The following is a 17383-nucleotide window of genomic DNA, read 5'->3' as shown; positions in this document are numbered from 1 at the left end:
ATGAAAGTTCTCGTCCCCGTTAAGCGGGTCGTCGACTACAACGTCAAAATCCGCGTGAAGCCGGACCAGACGGGTGTTGAGACCGCGAACGTGAAGATGTCCATGAACCCGTTCGACGAAATCGCCGTCGAACAGGCCGTCCGCTTGAAGGAAGCCGGTACCGCGACGGAAATCGTCGCCGTTTCCATCGGTCCGACGCAAAGCCAGGAAACGATCCGCACCGCGCTTGCCATGGGCGCCGACCGCGGCATTCTGGTCGAAGCCGACGCGGATGTCGAACCGCTGGCAATCGCCAAAATGCTGAAGGCGATCGTCGAAAAAGAAGGCCCCGAACTGGTTCTTCTCGGCAAACAGGCCATCGATGACGACAGCAACCAGACCGGCCAAATGCTGGCCGCCCTGATGGGCTGGCCGCAGGCGACCTTCGCTTCCAAGGTTGAGATGAAAGACGGTTCCATGGACGTCACCCGCGAAGTGGACGGCGGTCTGGAAACCATCAACGTCAAACTGCCCGCCGCTTTGACGGTGGACCTTCGTTTGAACGAACCGCGTTACGCCTCGCTGCCCAACATCATGAAGGCGAAGAAGAAGCCGATCGACACGATGTCGCCGGCCGATCTCGGTGTCGAACCCGCGAAGCGCCTCGAAGTGCTGAAAGTGGTTGAGCCCGAGAAACGCCAGGGCGGTGCCAAGGTCGAGTCTGTCGCCGAATTGGTCGACAAGCTGAAGAACGAAGCCAAGGTGATCTGATCGGCGCCCTCTTCGCAGAGTTGGCGCAATCGGATCCGATAAATTCTAGGTTAGGAGACAATCGATGAGCAATCTTGTCCTCGTCGAACATGAAGGCGGCGAAATCAAAGCGGCCACGTTGAACACGGTCGCGGCCGCCAAGGCCGCCGGCGGCGACATCACGCTGCTGGTTGCCGGTTCGGGTTGCGGCGGTGTCGCGGAAGCGGCAGCCAAGATCGAAGGCGTCGCGAAGGTCATCTGCGCGGATGCACCGGAGCTGGAAAGCCAGTTGGCGGAAAACTATGCCCCGCTGATCGTGAAACTGGCTTCGGACTTCAGTCATGTCTGGGCCCCGGCGGATACATTCGGCAAAAATATCATTCCGCGCGCTGCCGCCATGATGGACATGCAGCAAATCTCGGATATCACCGCCGTTGTCGATGCCGACACGTTCGAACGGCCGATTTATGCCGGCAACGCAATCGCCACCGTGAAGTCGGGCGATGCGGTTAAATTCGTTACGGTTCGCGGTACTGCCTTCGAAGCGGTCGCCGAAGAAGGCGGTTCCGCTGCGGTCGAAACCATCGGCGGCGAAGGCGACAGCGGTTTGTCGAGCTTCCTGGGTGCGGAAATCACTGTCAGCGAACGCCCCGAACTGACCTCCGCCCGGATCGTCATTTCCGGTGGACGCGGCATGCAGTCGGGCGAAAATTTCCCGATGCTGGAAAAGGTTGCGGACAAATTGGGCGCCGCCGTCGGTGCGTCACGCGCCGCCGTCGATGCCGGTTTCGTGCCGAACGACTATCAGGTCGGTCAAACCGGTAAGGTTGTCGCGCCGGACCTGTATATCGCGGTCGGCATTTCCGGTGCCATCCAGCACTTGGCGGGGATGAAGGATTCCAAGGTGATCGTCGCGATCAACAAGGATGAAGAAGCCCCGATATTCCAAGTTGCCGACTACGGATTGGTCGCGGACCTGTTCCAAGCCGTTCCCGAATTGGAAGCGGAACTGGACAAAGTCCTCTGATTTGCGCAAGGCTATGTTGCGGTGCGGAATTCGGGCGGGACAGTCCGGGGCCGACATCGTGACATAGCCGTTGCGGGAATCGGGAAAAACAATGACACAGAAAGTTGGCGTGATTGGTGCGGGACAGATGGGACATGGCGTCGCCCATGTCAGTGCCGGCCATGGATATGAAGTGACCTTGGTCGATATCGACCAGGATGCATTGGACCAGGCACTGGAACTCGTTCGCACGGGCCTGGAACGGCAGGCCGTCAAACACGGCGAGGACCCTGCCTCCGTCGATGCCGCGATGGCGCGGATCACCACTTCCACGAACTATTCATCGCTTGCGGATTGCGATCTCGTCATCGAGTCCGCGACCGAGAACGAAGAACTGAAGCGGAAGATCTTCGTCGAGCTGGCCGAGCACCTGAAACCGGAAGCCTGGATCGGGACCAACACTTCGTCCATTTCGATCACACGGCTTGCGACCGCCTCGGACCGGCCGGAGAAATTCATCGGGCTGCATTTCATGAACCCGGTGCCGGCGATGAAACTGGTTGAGGTCATCCGCGGGCTTCAAACTTCGGAAGATACCTACACGCAATGCTGCGAATTCGCTGAAATACTGGGGAAAACGGTGGCCAGTGCCGAGGATTTCCCGGCCTTCATCGTCAACCGCATCCTGCTGCCGATGATCAACGAGGCGGTCTACACCCTGTACGAGGGCGTCGGGTCGGTCACCGGTATCGATACGTCGCTGAAGCTGGGCGCGAACCACCCGCTTGGCCCGCTGGAACTGGCGGATTTCATCGGGTTGGATACATGCCTTGCGATCATGCAGGTGCTCTATAACGACCTGTCGGACAGCAAATACCGCCCCTGCCCGCTGTTGGTGAAATATGTCGAAGCCGGTTGGCTGGGCCGGAAAACGGGCCGCGGCTTTTATGATTACTCGACGGATACGCCGGTCCCAACGCGATAGGCGACCCAGCAATTATCATGTTTAAAGCCGCCCTGGCACCTGCCGGGGCGGTTTTTTATTAGCGGATTATCGAGCACCGCAGAGTTCAGCCCCGTAGTGCTTGACGGCAACGCTTCCGCTCACTCCAATTACGGTACTGGGGAGCCGGTGTTTTGGTGGCATTGGGAAGAATGCGTCCGAAGACCTGACGCAGCGCAGGCGGAGTCCTGGCGGCAGGTTTCGGGATAGGGCGTCGTAGTGGGTTTATCGTGGTAGAAATCAGGGGTTATCCGTCACCATCAGGCTTGGACAATATGGCCTACGATTTTTCCAATCTGCGTGTGCTGATCGTCGACGACAACCGTTTCATGCGTGAAACGGTCGAGGCGATACTGGAGTCGATAGGGATCGGCACAGTCTATCATGCGCAGAATGCCGAAGAGGGCTTCGCCATGACCCGGGACAGGCAGCCCGACGTCATCATATCCGACTGGGATATGGAACCGGGTGACGGCATTACCCTGGTGAAATGGCTGCGCTTGGATGAAAACAGCCCCGATCGGTATATTCCGGTCATTATGCTGACCGGTTTCAGCGAACGGAAACGGGTGGTGGAAGCGCGGGATTCCGGCGTGACCGAGTTCTTGGCAAAACCGGTCTCGACCAAGTCCATGTATGCGCGGTTGATGTCCATCATCGATCAACCGCGTCCGTTCATCCGTACCGACACCTATTTCGGCCCGGACAGGCGACGCCGGGCCGATGGCAAATATAAAGGCCGCGAGCGCAGGCAGAACAAGGAAGTGTTCCTCGTTTAACGGAACCGAAACCGCGCCAGGGGAGAGCGATGGCGGAAGAAAATCATGGCAATGTGAAAATTGAGCGGCCGCCGAACCGCTTGGCTGAAAAAGTACCCAAGACCGGCGGAAAGACCGTGCAACAGGCCGTCGCCGACGCGGACCGCGCCATTCAGCGGTTGAGCAAGGATTACGACCGGCATTTGGCGGACGACATGGTCGCGCTGGAAAATTACATGGCGGCCGTGAAAAAAGCCCCCACGACGGCCAATCTTAAGACCCTTTTCCGCCTGGTTCACAACATACGGGGCCAGGCCGCGACCTTCGGGTTTCCGCTGATCACCGAAGTCGGCCGGTCCCTATGCCTCTATCTTCTCGAAACCGAAGACGAGTCGGAAGTGAATGTCGCCTTGATCGAACAACATGTGAATGCGCTCCGCGTTATTTATCGCGAGAAGATCGAGGGGCAAGGCGACCGCTTGAGCCGAGAAGTGGTCGACGCCCTGATGAAAGCCGTGGAAACGCAAACGAGCCGGCACCAGTAGCCGAATAAACGAAACGCCCGGTTAGCCGCCTGCTTTCTCGTCCAGCAGGTGACGAACCAGCTTCTTGGCGTCCTCGGAATCCCATTCCGCCGGGCCAAACATGCCACCGACGATATTTCCCTGACGATCGATGGCATAGGTCGCCGGCAAACCACGGTTCTTGAAGGCTCGCCCCAGCGCGAATTTCGCGTCGAGATAGATGTCCAGGTTTTCCAGCCCCAGCTTGTCGCGCAGGAAAGGCTCGGCAACCCGTTTTCCACCCCGGTCCTGATTGATGGCGACCACCTCGAAATCCTCATCCGGGAAGGCGGCCTGCAGCTTGTCCAGCGATGGCATCTCCTTGATGCAGGGCGCGCACCAGGTCGCCCAGAAATTGACGATCAGGACCTTACCCTGAAATGCCGTCATATCGATTTCCCCACCTTCCCCGGTTTGGAAAGGCACTGTCGGCGCGGCGACCCGCTGCTTCAGCAAGGTGAAACCCTGCATTTCCCCGTCCGTCGGCGGCAAGTTCGATGCCTTTGCCGCTGTCGCGAACAAGGCCAGGGAAACGGCCAGGGTCAAGCCGGCCAACGCGGCAATCACGCGCGCCGGGCGGTATTGGGGGGAGAAACACGTCGAAATCATACCAGTCCTGCTTCCTGCGGGTTGTTTTCACCCTGTGTATGGGATTTACCCAATCCGGTCGGGGAAATCCCGTCACAAGCGCTTGAACGGATAGCCCACAACCTGGGGAAACCCGGTTGCAAGCCGCTGCGTGGCAACGGATAGTCCCGCCGGCCCGCCATTCACGGCAGGCCTACGGTCCAAACATTCTTACCGCATGCCGGACAACGCCCGGCATCACATATAGAGGCGTTCATGACGGATACAAAGGGCAACGAAAAAAGCACGGCCAATGCCATGTGGGGCGGCCGGTTTTCCGCCGGTCCCGCGGAAATCATGGAAAAAATCAATGCCTCCATCGATTTCGACAAACGTCTCTATGCTCAGGACATTCAGGGATCGAAGGCGCATGCCCAGATGTTGGCCAAACAGGGCATCATCTCCGATGACGATGCGGCACAGATCCTGAAAGGCCTCGATCAGATCAAAGGCGAGATCGAAGCCGGTACGTTCGAATTCAGCCGTGCGTTGGAAGACATCCACATGAATGTGGAAGCACGCCTGCGCGAGATCATCGGCGACCCCGCCGGTCGCCTGCATACAGGGCGCAGCCGGAACGACCAGGTCATCACCGATATGCGGCTTTGGCTGCGCGATGCCGTGGACGGGATCGATACCCGCCTCGCCGCCCTGCAGGATGCGTTGATCGCCCAGGCGGAGCAGCATGCCGATGTGGTGATGCCCGGCTACACACACCTTCAAACGGCCCAGCCGGTAACCTTCGGGCACCATATGCTGGCCTATGCTGAAATGGTCGGTCGCGACCGTGGCCGGCTGGCCGATTGCCGCAAGCGAATGAACGAATGTCCGCTGGGGTCTGCCGCGCTGGCCGGCACGTCCTTTCCCATCGACCGGGAAGCGACCGCCAAGGCGCTCGGCTTCGACCGCCCGATGGCGAATTCCATGGACGGTGTTTCGGCGCGCGATTTCATTATGGAATTCCTGGCCGCCGCCTCGATCATATCGGTGCACCTGTCCCGCCTTGCCGAGGAAATCGTTATCTGGGCATCAGACCGGTTCCGGTTCATAGAGCTGACGGACGCGTTCACCACCGGATCCTCGATCATGCCGCAGAAACGCAATCCGGACGCCGCGGAACTGGTGCGGGCGAAGCCGGGCCGCATCATCGGATCCCTCGTCTCCATCCTGACGGTGATGAAAGGCCTGCCGATGACCTTCGCGAAGGACATGCAGGAAGACAAGGAACCCCTGTTCGATGCGGTGGAGAGCCTGATCCTGGCGGTCGAAGCCTCGGCCGGGATGGTGGCCGACATGAAACCCCGCCCCGACGTGCTGCGGGCGGCGCTGGCCGCGGGTTTCCCGACCGCGACCGACCTGGCCGACTGGCTTGTGCGGGTGTTGGGAATGCCGTTCCGAAACGCCCATCACGTGACCGGCGCGATCGTCGCGCTGGCGGAGAAGAAAGGCGTCGATATCGCAGAATTGAGCTTGGAAGAGCTGCAATCGGTGGAATCCGCGATCACGCAGGATATATATTCTGTATTGTCTCCGGAATCGTCGATCCAAAGCCGGACGAGTTTCGGCGGAACGGCACCGGATAATGTCCGCGCGGCGGCGGCCGAGGCGCGGAAAAGGTTTTCGGTATGAGCTATGAAACAGCAGGGAAGGCAGAGACCCGTCGCGCCTTGAAACGCGGCCGGAAAGCCTTTGCGATCAAATCGGGGTTGATCCTGGCGGGTATCGTTGCGCTGGGATTGACCGCTGGATGCGGCAAAAAAGACGACCCGCAGGCCCCAGGACCGAACCCGACCTATCCGAAGACCTATCCGACATCGTGACCGCGCGTCACCGGAGATTTTGAAACATGGATCATTTCAACTACCGCAACGGCACTCTCCACGCAGAAGACGTGCCCCTGTCCGAGATCGCGTCAGCCGTCGGCACGCCCGTTTATGTCTATTCCACCGCAACGCTGCGCCGGCACTACAAGGTCTTCACCGACGCATTCGCGGGCGCGCGCGCCTCTGTCTTCTATGCGGTTAAGGCGAATTCCAACCTGGCCGTCCTGAAGACGCTTGGCGATATGGGCGCGGGGGCCGACGTGGTTTCTGAAGGCGAGCTTCGGCGCGCATTGGCGGCGGGCATTCCACCGTCGCGCATCGTCTTTTCCGGTGTCGGCAAGACCGCCGAGGAACTGATTTTCGCGCTGGATACCGGTATCCTGGAAATCAATGTCGAGTCCGTCAACGAGTTGGAGCTTCTGAACACGGTCGCGGGAGAACGCGGCAAGGTGGCGGAAATTGCCATCCGGGTTAATCCAGATGTGGACGCGAAGACGCATCACAAGATTTCCACCGGGAAGAAAGAGAACAAGTTCGGCATCGACATCGCCTATGCGTTGGACATTTTCAAACGCGCGCAGGCCATGCCGAACCTGGCACCGGTGACCGTGGCGGCGCATATCGGATCGCAACTGACGGATCTTGAACCATACCGGGCGGCCTTTCAGCGCCTTGCCGATCTGGTGCGCGAATTGCGCGCGGAAGGGATCCCGATTCACCGCGTCGACCTCGGCGGCGGCCTCGGTGTTCCTTATGCGGGTGAAACGCCGCCCCTGCCCGATGCCTATGCCGCTGTCGCGCGGGAAATCATCGAACCGCTGGACGTGGAAATGCTGTTCGAGCCGGGCCGTATGATCGTTGGCAATGCCGGCATCCTTCTGGCCAAGGTTCTGTTCGTTAAACAAGGCGAGTCGCGCCGTTTCGTCGTCGTAGACGCGGCCATGAACGACTTGATCCGGCCCGCGATGTATGACGGTTACCACGGCCTGAAGCCGGTCATTGAACGCCCGGAGGGCACGCCGATGAGCCCGGCGGACATCGTCGGGCCAATCTGCGAATCCGGCGATACTTTTGCGAAGGAACGCCCATTACCCCTCCTGAATGACGGCGAATTGGTAGCCTTCACAACGGCCGGCGCGTATGGTGCTGTTATGGCATCGACCTATAATTCACGGCCCTTGGTGCCGGAAGTCCTGGTGGACGGGGACCGGTTCGCCGTCATCCGCCCGCGCCAAACCTATGAGGAAATGCTCGGGGCCGACAGGATCCCCGATTGGCTGAGCGGACCGGGTGAACAAGCCGTTCCGAAACTTGCAGGGATGAGTGGATGACGGAACAGACGCAAACGCCACGAGGAATTCCCTTCCTTAAGGGAACCGCTATCCTTTGGGCGGAGCGTCTGCTGGCCGCATCCTGGCCGTTCCTGACCATTCTTGCCGCGCTGTTGGCCCTTGCCTTCAGCGGTTTCGCGTCCGAGCTTTTCGGTTGGCTGCACCTTGCCGTTCTGATCGCCGGCCTGCTGGGACTTGCCTGGGCGCTGTACGATGCGGCGCGCCGCTTCCGTCCCCCGACCCATGCCGAGGTCGTCCACCATATCGAACGCGCCAACAAGCTTGAGCACCGGCCGCTGACCGCGCTTGAAGACGATATCGCCAGTGGTGGCGAGGACGGCATGGGCGCCGCCCTATGGGCGTTGCACAAGAAACGCATGGCGGAAACCGTGCACGGTCTGACCGCAGGTGCACCGGAAGCGCAACTGGCACGCCGCGATCCGTTCGCCCTGCGCCTGGGCGCGGGTATTTTGCTGGTTGCTGTGATTTTTGGTGTCGGCGGCCGAGCTGGTGAGAATTTCAACCGTTTCTTCGAACCGAACTTCACCGACGCCGGTGCGGCATCCGCTGCCGCCCTTACTCTGGATGCCTGGATCACACCGCCCGATTATACCGGGGCCGCGCCGATCTTCCTGACCGGTATGGAGCCCGCCGGGAATGTGTCCGAACCCGAAGCGAATGCGACAGACCCTGGTGCCGTGAGGCAATTCGCCGTGCCGGCGGGGTCGAAGCTGGTCGCCCAGATCGGCGGCGTGAAGGACGTGCCGGAACTCGACGGCGCATCCTTCGGGGCACAGGACGGATTCTTGAGCATAGCCGCCGACAGCTTCCGGGCCGAAGGGGCATTGACCAAGTCGGGGATCATCCGGGTCAAGGCAGCCGGGCAAACCGTCGCGACCTGGGACATCACCGTCATTCCGGACAAGATCCCGACCGCCGATTTGTCGGAAGCGCAGACCGGGCAAACCGCGCGCGGCTCGCTGGAGCTTCGTTATCATGCGGCGGACGACTACGGGGTCATGGACCTTAGCATCGAGCTGCGGCGCACCGAAGCGCCGGCCCAACCCGGAGATGAGGTCATCGCCATCGACCTTCCGGCTGGCGGTGGGCCCGGTTCGGTTCAAATCGAGGGTAGTCACTTCCTGAACCAGATGGATCATATCTGGGCCGGCGAAGAAGTTTGGGCGGAACTTTCCGCGACCGACGCGATAGATCAGATCGGCAAAAGCGAGCCCATCGGCATAACCTTACCGGAACGGGAATTCCGTCATCCCGTCGCCCAGAAAATTATTGCGCAACGCAAACGACTTGGACTGCAAGGCCTGCCCGTTGCCCCACTGGTCGCCAGCGTTTTGCGCCAACTGGCGTGGGACAAGGAAGCCTATGACGGAGACGTCGTTGTATTCCTGGGGCTGAACATGGCGGCACGGCGGCTTGCCGTCGACCCGGACGAGAACGTCATGGACGGGATGATCGACCTGCTATGGCAGCTTGCATTGCGACTTGAAGACGGCAATCTGTCGGTCGCCGAACAGCGCCTGCGCCGGGCCGAACAGGCCCTGATGGATGCCATCGCGCGGGATGCGGATGCCGCGGAAATCGACCGCCTGATGCAGGAATTGAAGCAGGCGATGGACGAATACCTGCAGGCATTGATGCAGAACGCCCAGGAACAGATGGACCAAGGCGGTATCGAAGACATCCCGATGGACGAAAACGACCGGATGCTGGCGAAGCAGGATATCGACCAGATCATGGAACGCGTCCGGGAAATGCTTCAGAACGGCATGAAGGACGCGGCGCGGCGCATGCTGGAACAGTTACAGCGGATGATGGAAAATCTGCAGGTCGGCATTCAGCAGCGCCCTTCCCCGCAAGGCATGGAAGCCATGGAGATGCTGGAAGGGCTGCAGGAATTGATGAACGGTCAGCGTGAACTGTTGGACCGAACGCACAACAACACCCGCCAACAGGAATCCGGCAATCCGGATATGCAGCAGGGCAACCGTCAAAATCAAGGCAATAGCCAGCAGCAGGGACAGCGCGGCTCAATGGCCGCGGACGCGGCGCTCCAGGAAGCCCTCCGGCGGCAATTGGGCGACCTGATGCAGCGATATGGCGAGATGATGGGCGATATTCCGGCGCCCTTCGGACGGGCGGAGCAGGAAATGCGCGGCTCTACCGAAGCGCTGCAGCAAGGTAAACCCGGCGACGCCGTGGGCCCCCAGGGTCAGGCCCTGGACCAATTGCAGGAAGCTGCCCGGCAAGCCCAGCAGCAATTCATGGAACGCTTTGGCAACCAGATGGGCCAAGGACAGCAGGCGACCGGCCAGGGACCCAATACAGGCGATCAGGACCCCTTCGGCCGCGCGCCCAACGACGCAACCCCTGGACAGGCTGAGGGCGATGTCGTCATTCCCGACACCGGCGACCTGAAACGCGCCCGGGAAATCCGCGACGAGTTGCGGCGTCGGTCCGGCGACCGCTCACGGCCAGAGGTCGAACTCGACTACATCGACCGGCTACTGCGGCAATTCGAATAGTCCCATGGGGCTGGTCAGCTTGACTGGGCTGCGAGGTCGGCTATCGGAACTCGCCGACGGGATCGTTTGGTCGAACCCGCCCGCCGAATAAACCAGAATCCCTGCAAGGATTAAGCAAACGAGTCGTCCTTCTGCGGTGGATGCGTCAGCCGGCGCTATTGATGGCCGGAATCCGAACCGCCTTCGGCGCTGCCGTGACCATCGTCGGATTTGGAATCCTGACCGTGGCCATCTTCTGCTTTCATATCGTGGCTATCGTCAGCCTTCATGTCGTGACCGCCTTCCATGGATTTCATCGCCTCCATGGCCTCTTCATCGGTCTTGAACGTGACTTCCAGCGAGGTCGCCCCACGCGGCGGATCCTCAACCACACTTTCATAGGCGATTGTCTCGCCGGGAAAGGCTTCCGGTTTTTCGGCTTCGAACACCCATTCATGCAGAATGCTGCCGGTCGCATCCTTCAGCACACCGCCGAGCTTCGGTATGACGATGGTTTCACCCGTCGTATTTGTCATCGAGCCTTTGATCAGCAACCGCCTTTTGTCGCCATCGATAACCGCTTCGGCTTCCGGTTCGGGCAGTTCCAGGCCATGGCCCAACAAATCGACCTGGATTCCAAAGGTATGATAGATCTTCGCGGCAGGCGGATAGAGGCTGACGATCTGCTTTTGGAAGCTGTAGGCCGCGGCGCCCGAGAGCAGTACGATCAGAAAAAGGACAATCCAGGCAACCAAGGGCGATTTCCGCCGCATCGGCACGGTGGAGCGTGGCGCGAAATCCGCTTCCGAGGGAATCGGCGGCGGTTCCGGTCCGTCCATCATCGGCGGCGGAGGCGGTGCGGCGAGATCGTCATCGTCCTCGGCACCCGCATCGTCCGACCCTTGATCGGCGAAATCGTCCTGAGGCTGGTCAGGCGGTGGCGGCGCCGGCTCATCCGGTTCCGGTACCGCTGCTTTCGGCCCGTCCGGTTTCTGGGCCGCTGCTTTTTTGGCCACCGCCTTCTTCGCGGCGGGCTGCTTTCCGGCTTTCGCGGCGGCGGAGAGAGACTTCACGTCTTCGGGATCGATCAGATCTTCCTGACCTGCATGCCATTTGTTGCCGCACTTCGCGCAGCGGACCGTGCGGCCGGCATCGCCGAGGGCCTCCGGCTTAACTTTGAAGCGCGAGGAGCAGTTGGGGCAAACGAGAATCATAGAGCGGTCGAAACCTGATATGGGTGATAAGGGGCGATATTTGCCTGATTCTTATAGGATGGCCACCATAGCCGCGCAAGGAGACCCGATGGTTCGCAAGGATCGCCGTCGTGAAAACATGTCCTTCAAAAGCCATGCCAAGCCCGGCATTTCGTATGCCAGGATTGCGCCTTGCTACCGCCGGACCTCGCCAGTACCGTCCGCCTGTAACCGGTGGCAGGCGGTGGACGGAGAGATTTTGTGATTCGGTTCGAAAATGTCGGCATGCGGTACGGAACGGGTCCTGAGGTCCTGCGCGATGTCACGTTCGAATTGAAGGCGGGTGCGTTTCATTTCCTGGTCGGGGCCAGCGGCGCCGGCAAATCGACTTTGCTGAAGTTGATGTATCTGGCGCATCGTCCGACGCGTGGCCTTATCAATATCTTCGATCGGAACCTTGCATCCATTCCACGGGAAGAATTGCCGGACATCCGCCAACGTATTGGGGTCGTCTATCAGGACTTCCGGCTTCTCAATCACCTATCCGCTTTCGACAATGTCGCGCTGCCCTTGCGGGTGAACGGCGCGCGCGAAGACGTGGTGCAGAAACATGTCGGTGAGTTACTTGGTTGGGTCGGCTTGGCGGACCATATCAATGCATTGCCGCCAACGCTCTCCGGCGGGCAGAAGCAAAGGGTCGCGATCGCCCGTGCGGTGATAAGCCGCCCCAGCCTGTTGCTGGCGGACGAGCCAACCGGAAACGTCGATGACACCATCGCCGTGCGGCTGCTGTATCTGTTCGAAGAATTGAACCGCATGGGCACAACCGTCGTAATCGCAACCCACAACAAGTCGCTGGTCGACCGGTTCAAACACCCGGTCATGCGCCTGGGCGATGGGCAGGTCCGCACGGAAGAGGATGAAGCGGATTGGGGCGCGGGCCTGCGCCGCGACGCCGAAGCTTCCTTCGGAACCAAAGGTGATGCGCCCACCGTACCACCGCGCGAATTGTAGAGGGTTTCGATGGCAGCCGGCCGACAGTCCGACATTCCTCTATCGCGCGACCCCTCGGCCCGGTTTCTGCCTTGGATCGTCGCCTTCCTGACCTATATCGCGGCACTGTCGGTGGCGGGCTATCTTGCCTTGGCGCAATTATCCGTCGACTGGAACGACGGCCTGAGCAACGCCATCACCGTGGAAATCACCGCCTTGGAAGGCGAGGAGGATGCCTCGATCAATGGCAGGGTCCAAACCACGGTGGCACTGCTGCGCGGCTATCCCGGCGTCGAAAGCGTCGAGGTTCTCTCCCGCGCGAAAATTCGCGAATTCCTGGAACCCTGGTTGGGCAAAGCGCTCGACATCGGCGCGCTGCCGTTGCCGCGGTTGATCGACGTCCGGCTTTCGGGTGACGAAGATGTCGATGTCGTCGCCCTGAACGAAAAGCTGGCGGGCTCGACCGGTGCCCGCGCCGACGACCACGCCATCTGGCGGGATAGAATGGAGAGGTTCCTGGGATCGCTGGAATGGGCCGCCATCGCCATCGTCGCGGTGGTCGTCGCCGCCGCGGTCATCATGGTGGCCTTTGCGACCCGGGGCAGTTTGGCCGCCCATCGCGAAACTATCGAATTGCTGCACCTTATCGGCGCGCGGGACGATTATATCGCGCGGCAATTCCAACGCCACGCCATGCGCCTCGCCATGATAGGGTCGGTTCTCGGCGCCTTGGCCGCCATGGCGACCGCTTTCCTGATCAGCCAATCTGCATCCGGATTAGAAACGGGTGCGGGGCTCGGCGCTGAAACAGCCTATTTGCCGGTCGTCGCAACCTTGGCATTGCCCCCCATTTCCACCATCGTTGCCTTGTTCACGGCCAGACGCACCGTATTGAAGGCCCTTAGGCGGATGACCTGAGATGAGGCAGTCCCGGCGAAAACCCTGGCGCCGCAAGGCGATCCTGATCGTGCTGGCCGCGCTGGCGGTTGCTTGGACCTTGGGTTTTGTTTCCTTCGCGTCGACTCTGCCGCAAGGCCCGCCCGACGAATCGATCACCACGGATGCCATCGTCGTCTTCACCGGGGGAAGCCTGCGATTGGAGGCCGGCTTGCGATTATTATCGGCCGGCAAGGCCCGGAAATTGTTCATTTCCGGCGTGCACCGGGGGGTCGATGTCGAAGAATTGAAGCGGGTTTGGAAACAGGCGCCAAATACCGTCGATTGCTGCATCGTTCTTGGATACGAGGCCGACGATACGGCCGGCAACGCCCGGGAATCGGCCGATTGGGTCAAGAGCGAGGGATACAAATCGATCCGCCTCGTCACGGCGGATTATCATATGCCGCGCAGCCTGGTCGAATTCAGGATGCTGGCGCCCGACGTTGACGTCGTGCCCCACGCCGTTCATCCAACCCATGTCAAAACCAGGGAATGGTATAAATACCCAGGGACCGCATTGCTGATTGCCGGCGAATATACCAAAACCCTCGTCGCGGCGGCCCGCGTTTGGGTTCGCCGCGGGCTCACCGCCTTTTTCGCCGACGGAGATACCCCCAAATGACCGTTCGTGGCTTCTTTTTCGGGCTGTATTTCTACGGGCTGACAAGTTTCGTCGTAATCGCCTATCTGCCGTTGCTTCTGATGAGCGAAGCCTTGTTCCAGCATTTCGCCGCCTTTTGGTGCCGGGCGGCCCTTCTGGGCCTGCGGGTCATCGCCGGCGTCAAATGGCGTTTCGAGGGCACGGAAAACCTGCCGAACGAACCGTTTATCCTGGCTTGCAAACACCAATCGACTTGGGAAACCCTGTCGATCTACGTCTATTTCGGGTCACCTGCCTTCGTCCTGAAAAAAGAACTGACGGAAATACCGTTTTTCGGCTGGTACCTCGGCAAGGCGGGTCACATCTCGGTCAACCGCACCGCCGGTGCAAGCGCTTTGCGCGGGATGATCGAGGAAACCCGCCGCGTTCTGCGAACCGGCCGCAAGATCATCATTTTTCCGGAAGGAACGCGCACCCCGCCCCATGCTACCACGCGCTATCACCCCGGCGTCGTCGCGCTCTACAGGGATACCGGCTATCCGCTGGTGCCCGCGGCTCTCAACTCCGGCCTGTTCTGGCCGAAGTCCATTTGGTCGTGCCGACCCGGTGAGATCGTTCTTCGCTTCCTGCCGCCCCTGCCCGCCAATTTAGGTCGACGGGAATTGATGGCCACGTTGGAAGAAACGATCGAAAGCGCCACCCGGGACCTAATGGAAAACCGTTGAACCGTGTTTTCCTGTGGATAAGTATGTGAATACTCTACCCGCCGAATAGAAAACTGATCTTCGGCAATGACGTGTTGCGCCGTGCATTGTTTCGATGAGCAGCGAAATCGGCAGAATCATCCGGTAATCTGTGCTATACAGTCTCAGATAGGCCAGACACACACAGTTTATTTTATATATCAATTGGTTAGGCTTTTTCACGGCAAGACCATTAGCTTTCAACAGGATTTACCTTGGCAAACCTCTTAACAGCGACATCCGAGCGAATCTGGGACCAGAAGTACCGTTTTCGGGGCACGGACGGCCATCCTGTGGACAAATCGATCGAGGATAGCTGGCGACGGGTGGCCAAAGCCCTGGCCGCGGCGGAAAACAAGGCTGGGGAAACGTCCGATCAAGTCGATTGGGAAGCGAAATTCTACGACGCCATGGCCGATTTCAAATTCCTGCCCGCCGGGCGGATTTTGGCCGGCGCCGGAACGGGCCGATCCGTAACGCTCTTCAACTGCTTCGTCATGGGTACAATTCCCGACGACATGTCGAGCATCTTCACGCATCTGCGCGAAGCGGCGCTGACGATGCAACAGGGCGGCGGCATCGGCTATGACTTCTCGACCTTGCGGCCGCGCGGGGCACCGGTGCACGGTGTCGGCGCGGACGCGTCGGGACCGGTTTCCTTCATGGATGTCTGGGACGCCATGTGCCGCACCATCATGTCGGCGGGGTCGCGTCGGGGCGCCATGATGGCGACGTTGCGTTGCGACCATCCCGATATTGAGGAATTCATTACCGCAAAGCAGACGGAAGGCAGGCTGACCAATTTCAACCTGTCGGTATTGGTGACCGACGCCTTCATGACGGCGGTCAAGCTCGACGCCGACTGGGACTTGTGCTTTGGCGGGACCGTTTTCAAGACAGTGAAGGCACGCGATTTGTGGGACCGGATCATGCGGACCACCTATGACTTCGCGGAACCCGGCGTCATCTTCATCGACCGGATCAACGCGCGGAACAACCTAGCTTATTGCGAAACGATAAGCGCCACCAATCCATGCGGCGAGCAACCGCTTCCGCCCTATGGCGCCTGTCTGCTGGGCTCGATCAATCTGGCCGCCCTGATGCGAAATCCGTTCACCGAGCAAGCCGATATCGACATCGCGGGGTTGGAAGATCTGGTTAGCACAGCCGTCAGAATGATGGACAACGTCACCGATGCATCGCGTTTCCCCCTGCCCGATCAGGCAGCGGAAGCGGAAGCGAAGCGGCGGATCGGCTTGGGGGTGACCGGCCTGGCGGATGCCTTGGCGATGTGCAACGTCCGCTATGGATCGCCGCAATCCGTTACCCTGACGGAAACGTGGCTGAAGACGATCCGCGACGCCGCCTATCGCGCCTCCGTCGATTTGGCGCGGGAGAAAGGCGCTTTCCCGCTATTCGACGCGGTGGAATATCTGAAAAGCCCGACCGTACAGGACCTCGATGCGGATCTACGCGCGGATATCGAGAAATATGGCATCCGCAACGCACTTCTGACCTCCATTGCACCGACCGGCACGATTTCAATGCTGGCGAATAACATTTCCAGCGGGATCGAACCGATTTTCGCGGTCGAGCAAATTCGAAAAGTGCTGCTGCCGGACGGCACCCACCGGACCGAGCGTCTGCAGAACAACGCTTACCGCCTGTTCCGCGAGGCACATGGCCCCGACGCGCCATTGCCCGAGGCCTTTGTCGATGTCGACGCGTTGAGCCCCGCTGATCATCTGGCGATTCAGGCCGCGGCACAGAAATTCATCGACAGTTCGATCTCCAAGACCGTGAACCTGCCGCCGGACATCCCTTACGAGGCCTTCAAGGAAGTCTACCGGGAAGCCTATGACCTAGGATGCAAGGGCTGCACGACCTACCGGCCGAGCCCGGTGCGTGGGTCCGTCCTGGAAGCCGCCCCGAAGGCGGCCGACCCCGCCCGGCCGGTGCCCGTGGAATCGGCACCCGTTCAAGCAGATGCGGGGGCGGTCGTCTATATGGCCGAACCTTTGGACAGGCCCGCGACGCTGACCGGGTCGACCTACAAGATCAAATGGCCCGAAAGCGACCACGCAATCTACATCACGATGAACGATATCGATCAGGACGGTCGCAAACGGCCCTTCGAAGTCTTCATCAATTCGAAAAACATGGAGCATTATGCCTGGACGGTCGCCTTGACGCGGATGATCAGCGCGGTTTTCCGGCGGGGCGGCGACGTCTCCTTCGTGGTGGAAGAATTGAAGGCCGTATTCGACCCGCGCGGCGGCTATTGGATGGGCGGGCGCTATGTGCCCTCGCTGCTGGCCGCGATCGGTGAGGTGATCGAAAATCACATGGTGCAGACCGGCTTCCTGGAACGTGGCGACAGCATCGTACCCGACGCGAAAAAGGAGGGCACAGCGAAAAAGGTCGGCGGACAATGCCCGCGATGCGGCACCGCCGCCCTGATCAAGCAGGAAGGCTGCGATACGTGCTCCTCATGCGGTTGGTCACGCTGCGGTTAATGTTCATTGGATTGTGATCGGGCGCCGCCGCGGTTA

At 60.2% G+C, this 17383-nt stretch carries 16 protein-coding genes; 14 read left to right on the top strand and 2 right to left on the bottom strand.

Annotated elements, in window-relative coordinates; genetic code table 11:
• The 5 genes from EOI86_RS15700 to EOI86_RS15680 all read left to right on the top strand — a co-directional run bounded on the left by EOI86_RS15700 (position 1) and on the right by EOI86_RS15680 (position 4041).
• On the top strand, positions 1 to 750 hold the full coding sequence (locus EOI86_RS15700; protein ID WP_127766101.1) for an electron transfer flavoprotein subunit beta/FixA family protein: 750 nt from the start codon (positions 1 to 3) through the stop codon (positions 748 to 750).
• 64 nt (positions 751 to 814) lie between these two features.
• Positions 815 to 1756, top strand: coding sequence for an electron transfer flavoprotein subunit alpha/FixB family protein (locus EOI86_RS15695; protein WP_127766100.1), 942 nt, complete (start codon positions 815 to 817; stop codon positions 1754 to 1756).
• 91 nt (positions 1757 to 1847) lie between these two features.
• Positions 1848 to 2720 carry a 3-hydroxybutyryl-CoA dehydrogenase gene (locus EOI86_RS15690; RefSeq protein ID WP_127766099.1) on the top strand — a complete coding sequence of 291 codons (873 nt, stop codon included), beginning with the start codon at positions 1848 to 1850 and terminating at the stop codon, positions 2718 to 2720.
• 293 nt (positions 2721 to 3013) lie between these two features.
• Complete coding sequence (locus tag EOI86_RS15685; protein ID WP_127766098.1) at positions 3014 to 3517, top strand: response regulator; 504 nt, start codon at positions 3014 to 3016, stop codon at positions 3515 to 3517.
• Between the two features lie 29 nt (positions 3518 to 3546).
• Positions 3547 to 4041, top strand: a complete 495-nt coding sequence (locus tag EOI86_RS15680; RefSeq protein WP_127766097.1) for an Hpt domain-containing protein — start codon at positions 3547 to 3549, stop codon at positions 4039 to 4041.
• 21 nt (positions 4042 to 4062) lie between these two features.
• Here EOI86_RS15680 and EOI86_RS15675 read toward each other — a convergent pair whose 3' ends face one another.
• On the bottom strand, positions 4063 to 4668 hold the full coding sequence (locus EOI86_RS15675) for a TlpA disulfide reductase family protein (RefSeq protein ID WP_127766096.1): 606 nt from the start codon (positions 4666 to 4668) through the stop codon (positions 4063 to 4065).
• A 234-nt stretch (positions 4669 to 4902) separates the two neighbouring features.
• Here EOI86_RS15675 and argH point away from each other — a divergent pair, with 234 nt between their 5' ends.
• Genes argH through EOI86_RS15655 form a run of 4 tightly spaced genes read left to right on the top strand, consistent with a single transcriptional unit; the run spans position 4903 to position 10383 of the window.
• A complete protein-coding gene (argH, locus tag EOI86_RS15670; protein ID WP_127766095.1) occupies positions 4903 to 6315 on the top strand; it encodes an argininosuccinate lyase in 1413 nt (470 codons plus the stop codon).
• Positions 6312 to 6506, top strand: a complete 195-nt coding sequence (locus tag EOI86_RS24625; RefSeq protein ID WP_127766094.1) for a hypothetical protein — start codon at positions 6312 to 6314, stop codon at positions 6504 to 6506. The genes argH and EOI86_RS24625 overlap by 4 nt, the downstream gene beginning before the upstream one ends.
• Before the next feature lie 26 nt (positions 6507 to 6532).
• Positions 6533 to 7840, top strand: coding sequence for a diaminopimelate decarboxylase (gene lysA, locus EOI86_RS15660; RefSeq protein WP_127766093.1), 1308 nt, complete (start codon positions 6533 to 6535; stop codon positions 7838 to 7840).
• The gene (locus EOI86_RS15655; protein ID WP_127766092.1) at positions 7837 to 10383 is read left to right on the top strand and encodes a TIGR02302 family protein; all 2547 of its coding nucleotides are present in this window, start codon (positions 7837 to 7839) and stop codon (positions 10381 to 10383) included. Before lysA ends, EOI86_RS15655 begins: the two co-directional genes overlap by 4 nt.
• A 155-nt stretch (positions 10384 to 10538) precedes the next feature.
• Here EOI86_RS15655 and EOI86_RS15650 read toward each other — a convergent pair whose 3' ends face one another.
• Positions 10539 to 11576, bottom strand: coding sequence for an MJ0042-type zinc finger domain-containing protein (locus EOI86_RS15650; protein ID WP_127766485.1), 1038 nt, complete (start codon positions 11574 to 11576; stop codon positions 10539 to 10541).
• 240 nt (positions 11577 to 11816) lie between these two features.
• On the opposite strand from EOI86_RS15650, the gene ftsE reads away from it, so the two are divergent.
• From ftsE to EOI86_RS15625, 5 genes are all read left to right on the top strand, one after another.
• On the top strand, positions 11817 to 12569 hold the full coding sequence (ftsE, locus tag EOI86_RS15645) for a cell division ATP-binding protein FtsE (protein WP_127766091.1): 753 nt from the start codon (positions 11817 to 11819) through the stop codon (positions 12567 to 12569).
• 9 nt (positions 12570 to 12578) lie between these two features.
• Complete coding sequence (locus tag EOI86_RS15640; RefSeq protein WP_127766090.1) at positions 12579 to 13466, top strand: cell division protein FtsX; 888 nt, start codon at positions 12579 to 12581, stop codon at positions 13464 to 13466.
• Position 13467: 1 nt separating this feature from the next.
• Positions 13468 to 14109 carry a YdcF family protein gene (locus tag EOI86_RS15635; RefSeq protein ID WP_127766089.1) on the top strand — a complete coding sequence of 214 codons (642 nt, stop codon included), beginning with the start codon at positions 13468 to 13470 and terminating at the stop codon, positions 14107 to 14109.
• Positions 14106 to 14813, top strand: coding sequence for a lysophospholipid acyltransferase family protein (locus EOI86_RS15630; RefSeq protein WP_127766088.1), 708 nt, complete (start codon positions 14106 to 14108; stop codon positions 14811 to 14813). Before EOI86_RS15635 ends, EOI86_RS15630 begins: the two co-directional genes overlap by 4 nt.
• Before the next feature lie 233 nt (positions 14814 to 15046).
• Positions 15047 to 17347, top strand: a complete 2301-nt coding sequence (locus EOI86_RS15625) for an adenosylcobalamin-dependent ribonucleoside-diphosphate reductase (protein WP_127766087.1) — start codon at positions 15047 to 15049, stop codon at positions 17345 to 17347.
• Positions 17348 to 17383: the final 36 nt, after the last annotated feature.

It is taken from the genome of Hwanghaeella grinnelliae (genome assembly GCF_004005845.1).
Lineage (GTDB): Bacteria > Pseudomonadota > Alphaproteobacteria > UBA8366 > Aestuariispiraceae > Hwanghaeella > Hwanghaeella grinnelliae.
The sequence above is the reverse complement of the archived record's forward strand: the minus strand, read 5'-3'. Positions and strand labels throughout refer to the sequence as shown.

Bases quoted from the DNA above. Each gene is read 5' to 3' on its own strand.
- EOI86_RS15635 (WP_127766089.1), top strand. From the start codon at position 13,468: ATGAGGCAGTCCCGGCGAAAACCCTGGCGCCGCAAGGCGATCCTGATC.
- EOI86_RS15640 (WP_127766090.1), top strand. From the start codon at position 12,579: ATGGCAGCCGGCCGACAGTCCGACATTCCTCTATCGCGCGACCCCTCG.
- EOI86_RS15690 (WP_127766099.1), top strand. From the start codon at position 1,848: ATGACACAGAAAGTTGGCGTGATTGGTGCGGGACAGATGGGACATGGC.
- lysA (WP_127766093.1), top strand. From the start codon at position 6,533: ATGGATCATTTCAACTACCGCAACGGCACTCTCCACGCAGAAGACGTG.
- EOI86_RS15680 (WP_127766097.1), top strand. From the start codon at position 3,547: ATGGCGGAAGAAAATCATGGCAATGTGAAAATTGAGCGGCCGCCGAAC.
- EOI86_RS15695 (WP_127766100.1), top strand. From the start codon at position 815: ATGAGCAATCTTGTCCTCGTCGAACATGAAGGCGGCGAAATCAAAGCG.
- EOI86_RS15655 (WP_127766092.1), top strand. From the start codon at position 7,837: ATGACGGAACAGACGCAAACGCCACGAGGAATTCCCTTCCTTAAGGGA.
- EOI86_RS15700 (WP_127766101.1), top strand. From the start codon at position 1: ATGAAAGTTCTCGTCCCCGTTAAGCGGGTCGTCGACTACAACGTCAAA.
- EOI86_RS24625 (WP_127766094.1), top strand. From the start codon at position 6,312: ATGAGCTATGAAACAGCAGGGAAGGCAGAGACCCGTCGCGCCTTGAAA.
- EOI86_RS15650 (WP_127766485.1), bottom strand. From the start codon at position 11,576: ATGATTCTCGTTTGCCCCAACTGCTCCTCGCGCTTCAAAGTTAAGCCG.
- EOI86_RS15630 (WP_127766088.1), top strand. From the start codon at position 14,106: ATGACCGTTCGTGGCTTCTTTTTCGGGCTGTATTTCTACGGGCTGACA.
- EOI86_RS15685 (WP_127766098.1), top strand. From the start codon at position 3,014: ATGGCCTACGATTTTTCCAATCTGCGTGTGCTGATCGTCGACGACAAC.
- EOI86_RS15675 (WP_127766096.1), bottom strand. From the start codon at position 4,668: ATGATTTCGACGTGTTTCTCCCCCCAATACCGCCCGGCGCGCGTGATT.
- argH (WP_127766095.1), top strand. From the start codon at position 4,903: ATGACGGATACAAAGGGCAACGAAAAAAGCACGGCCAATGCCATGTGG.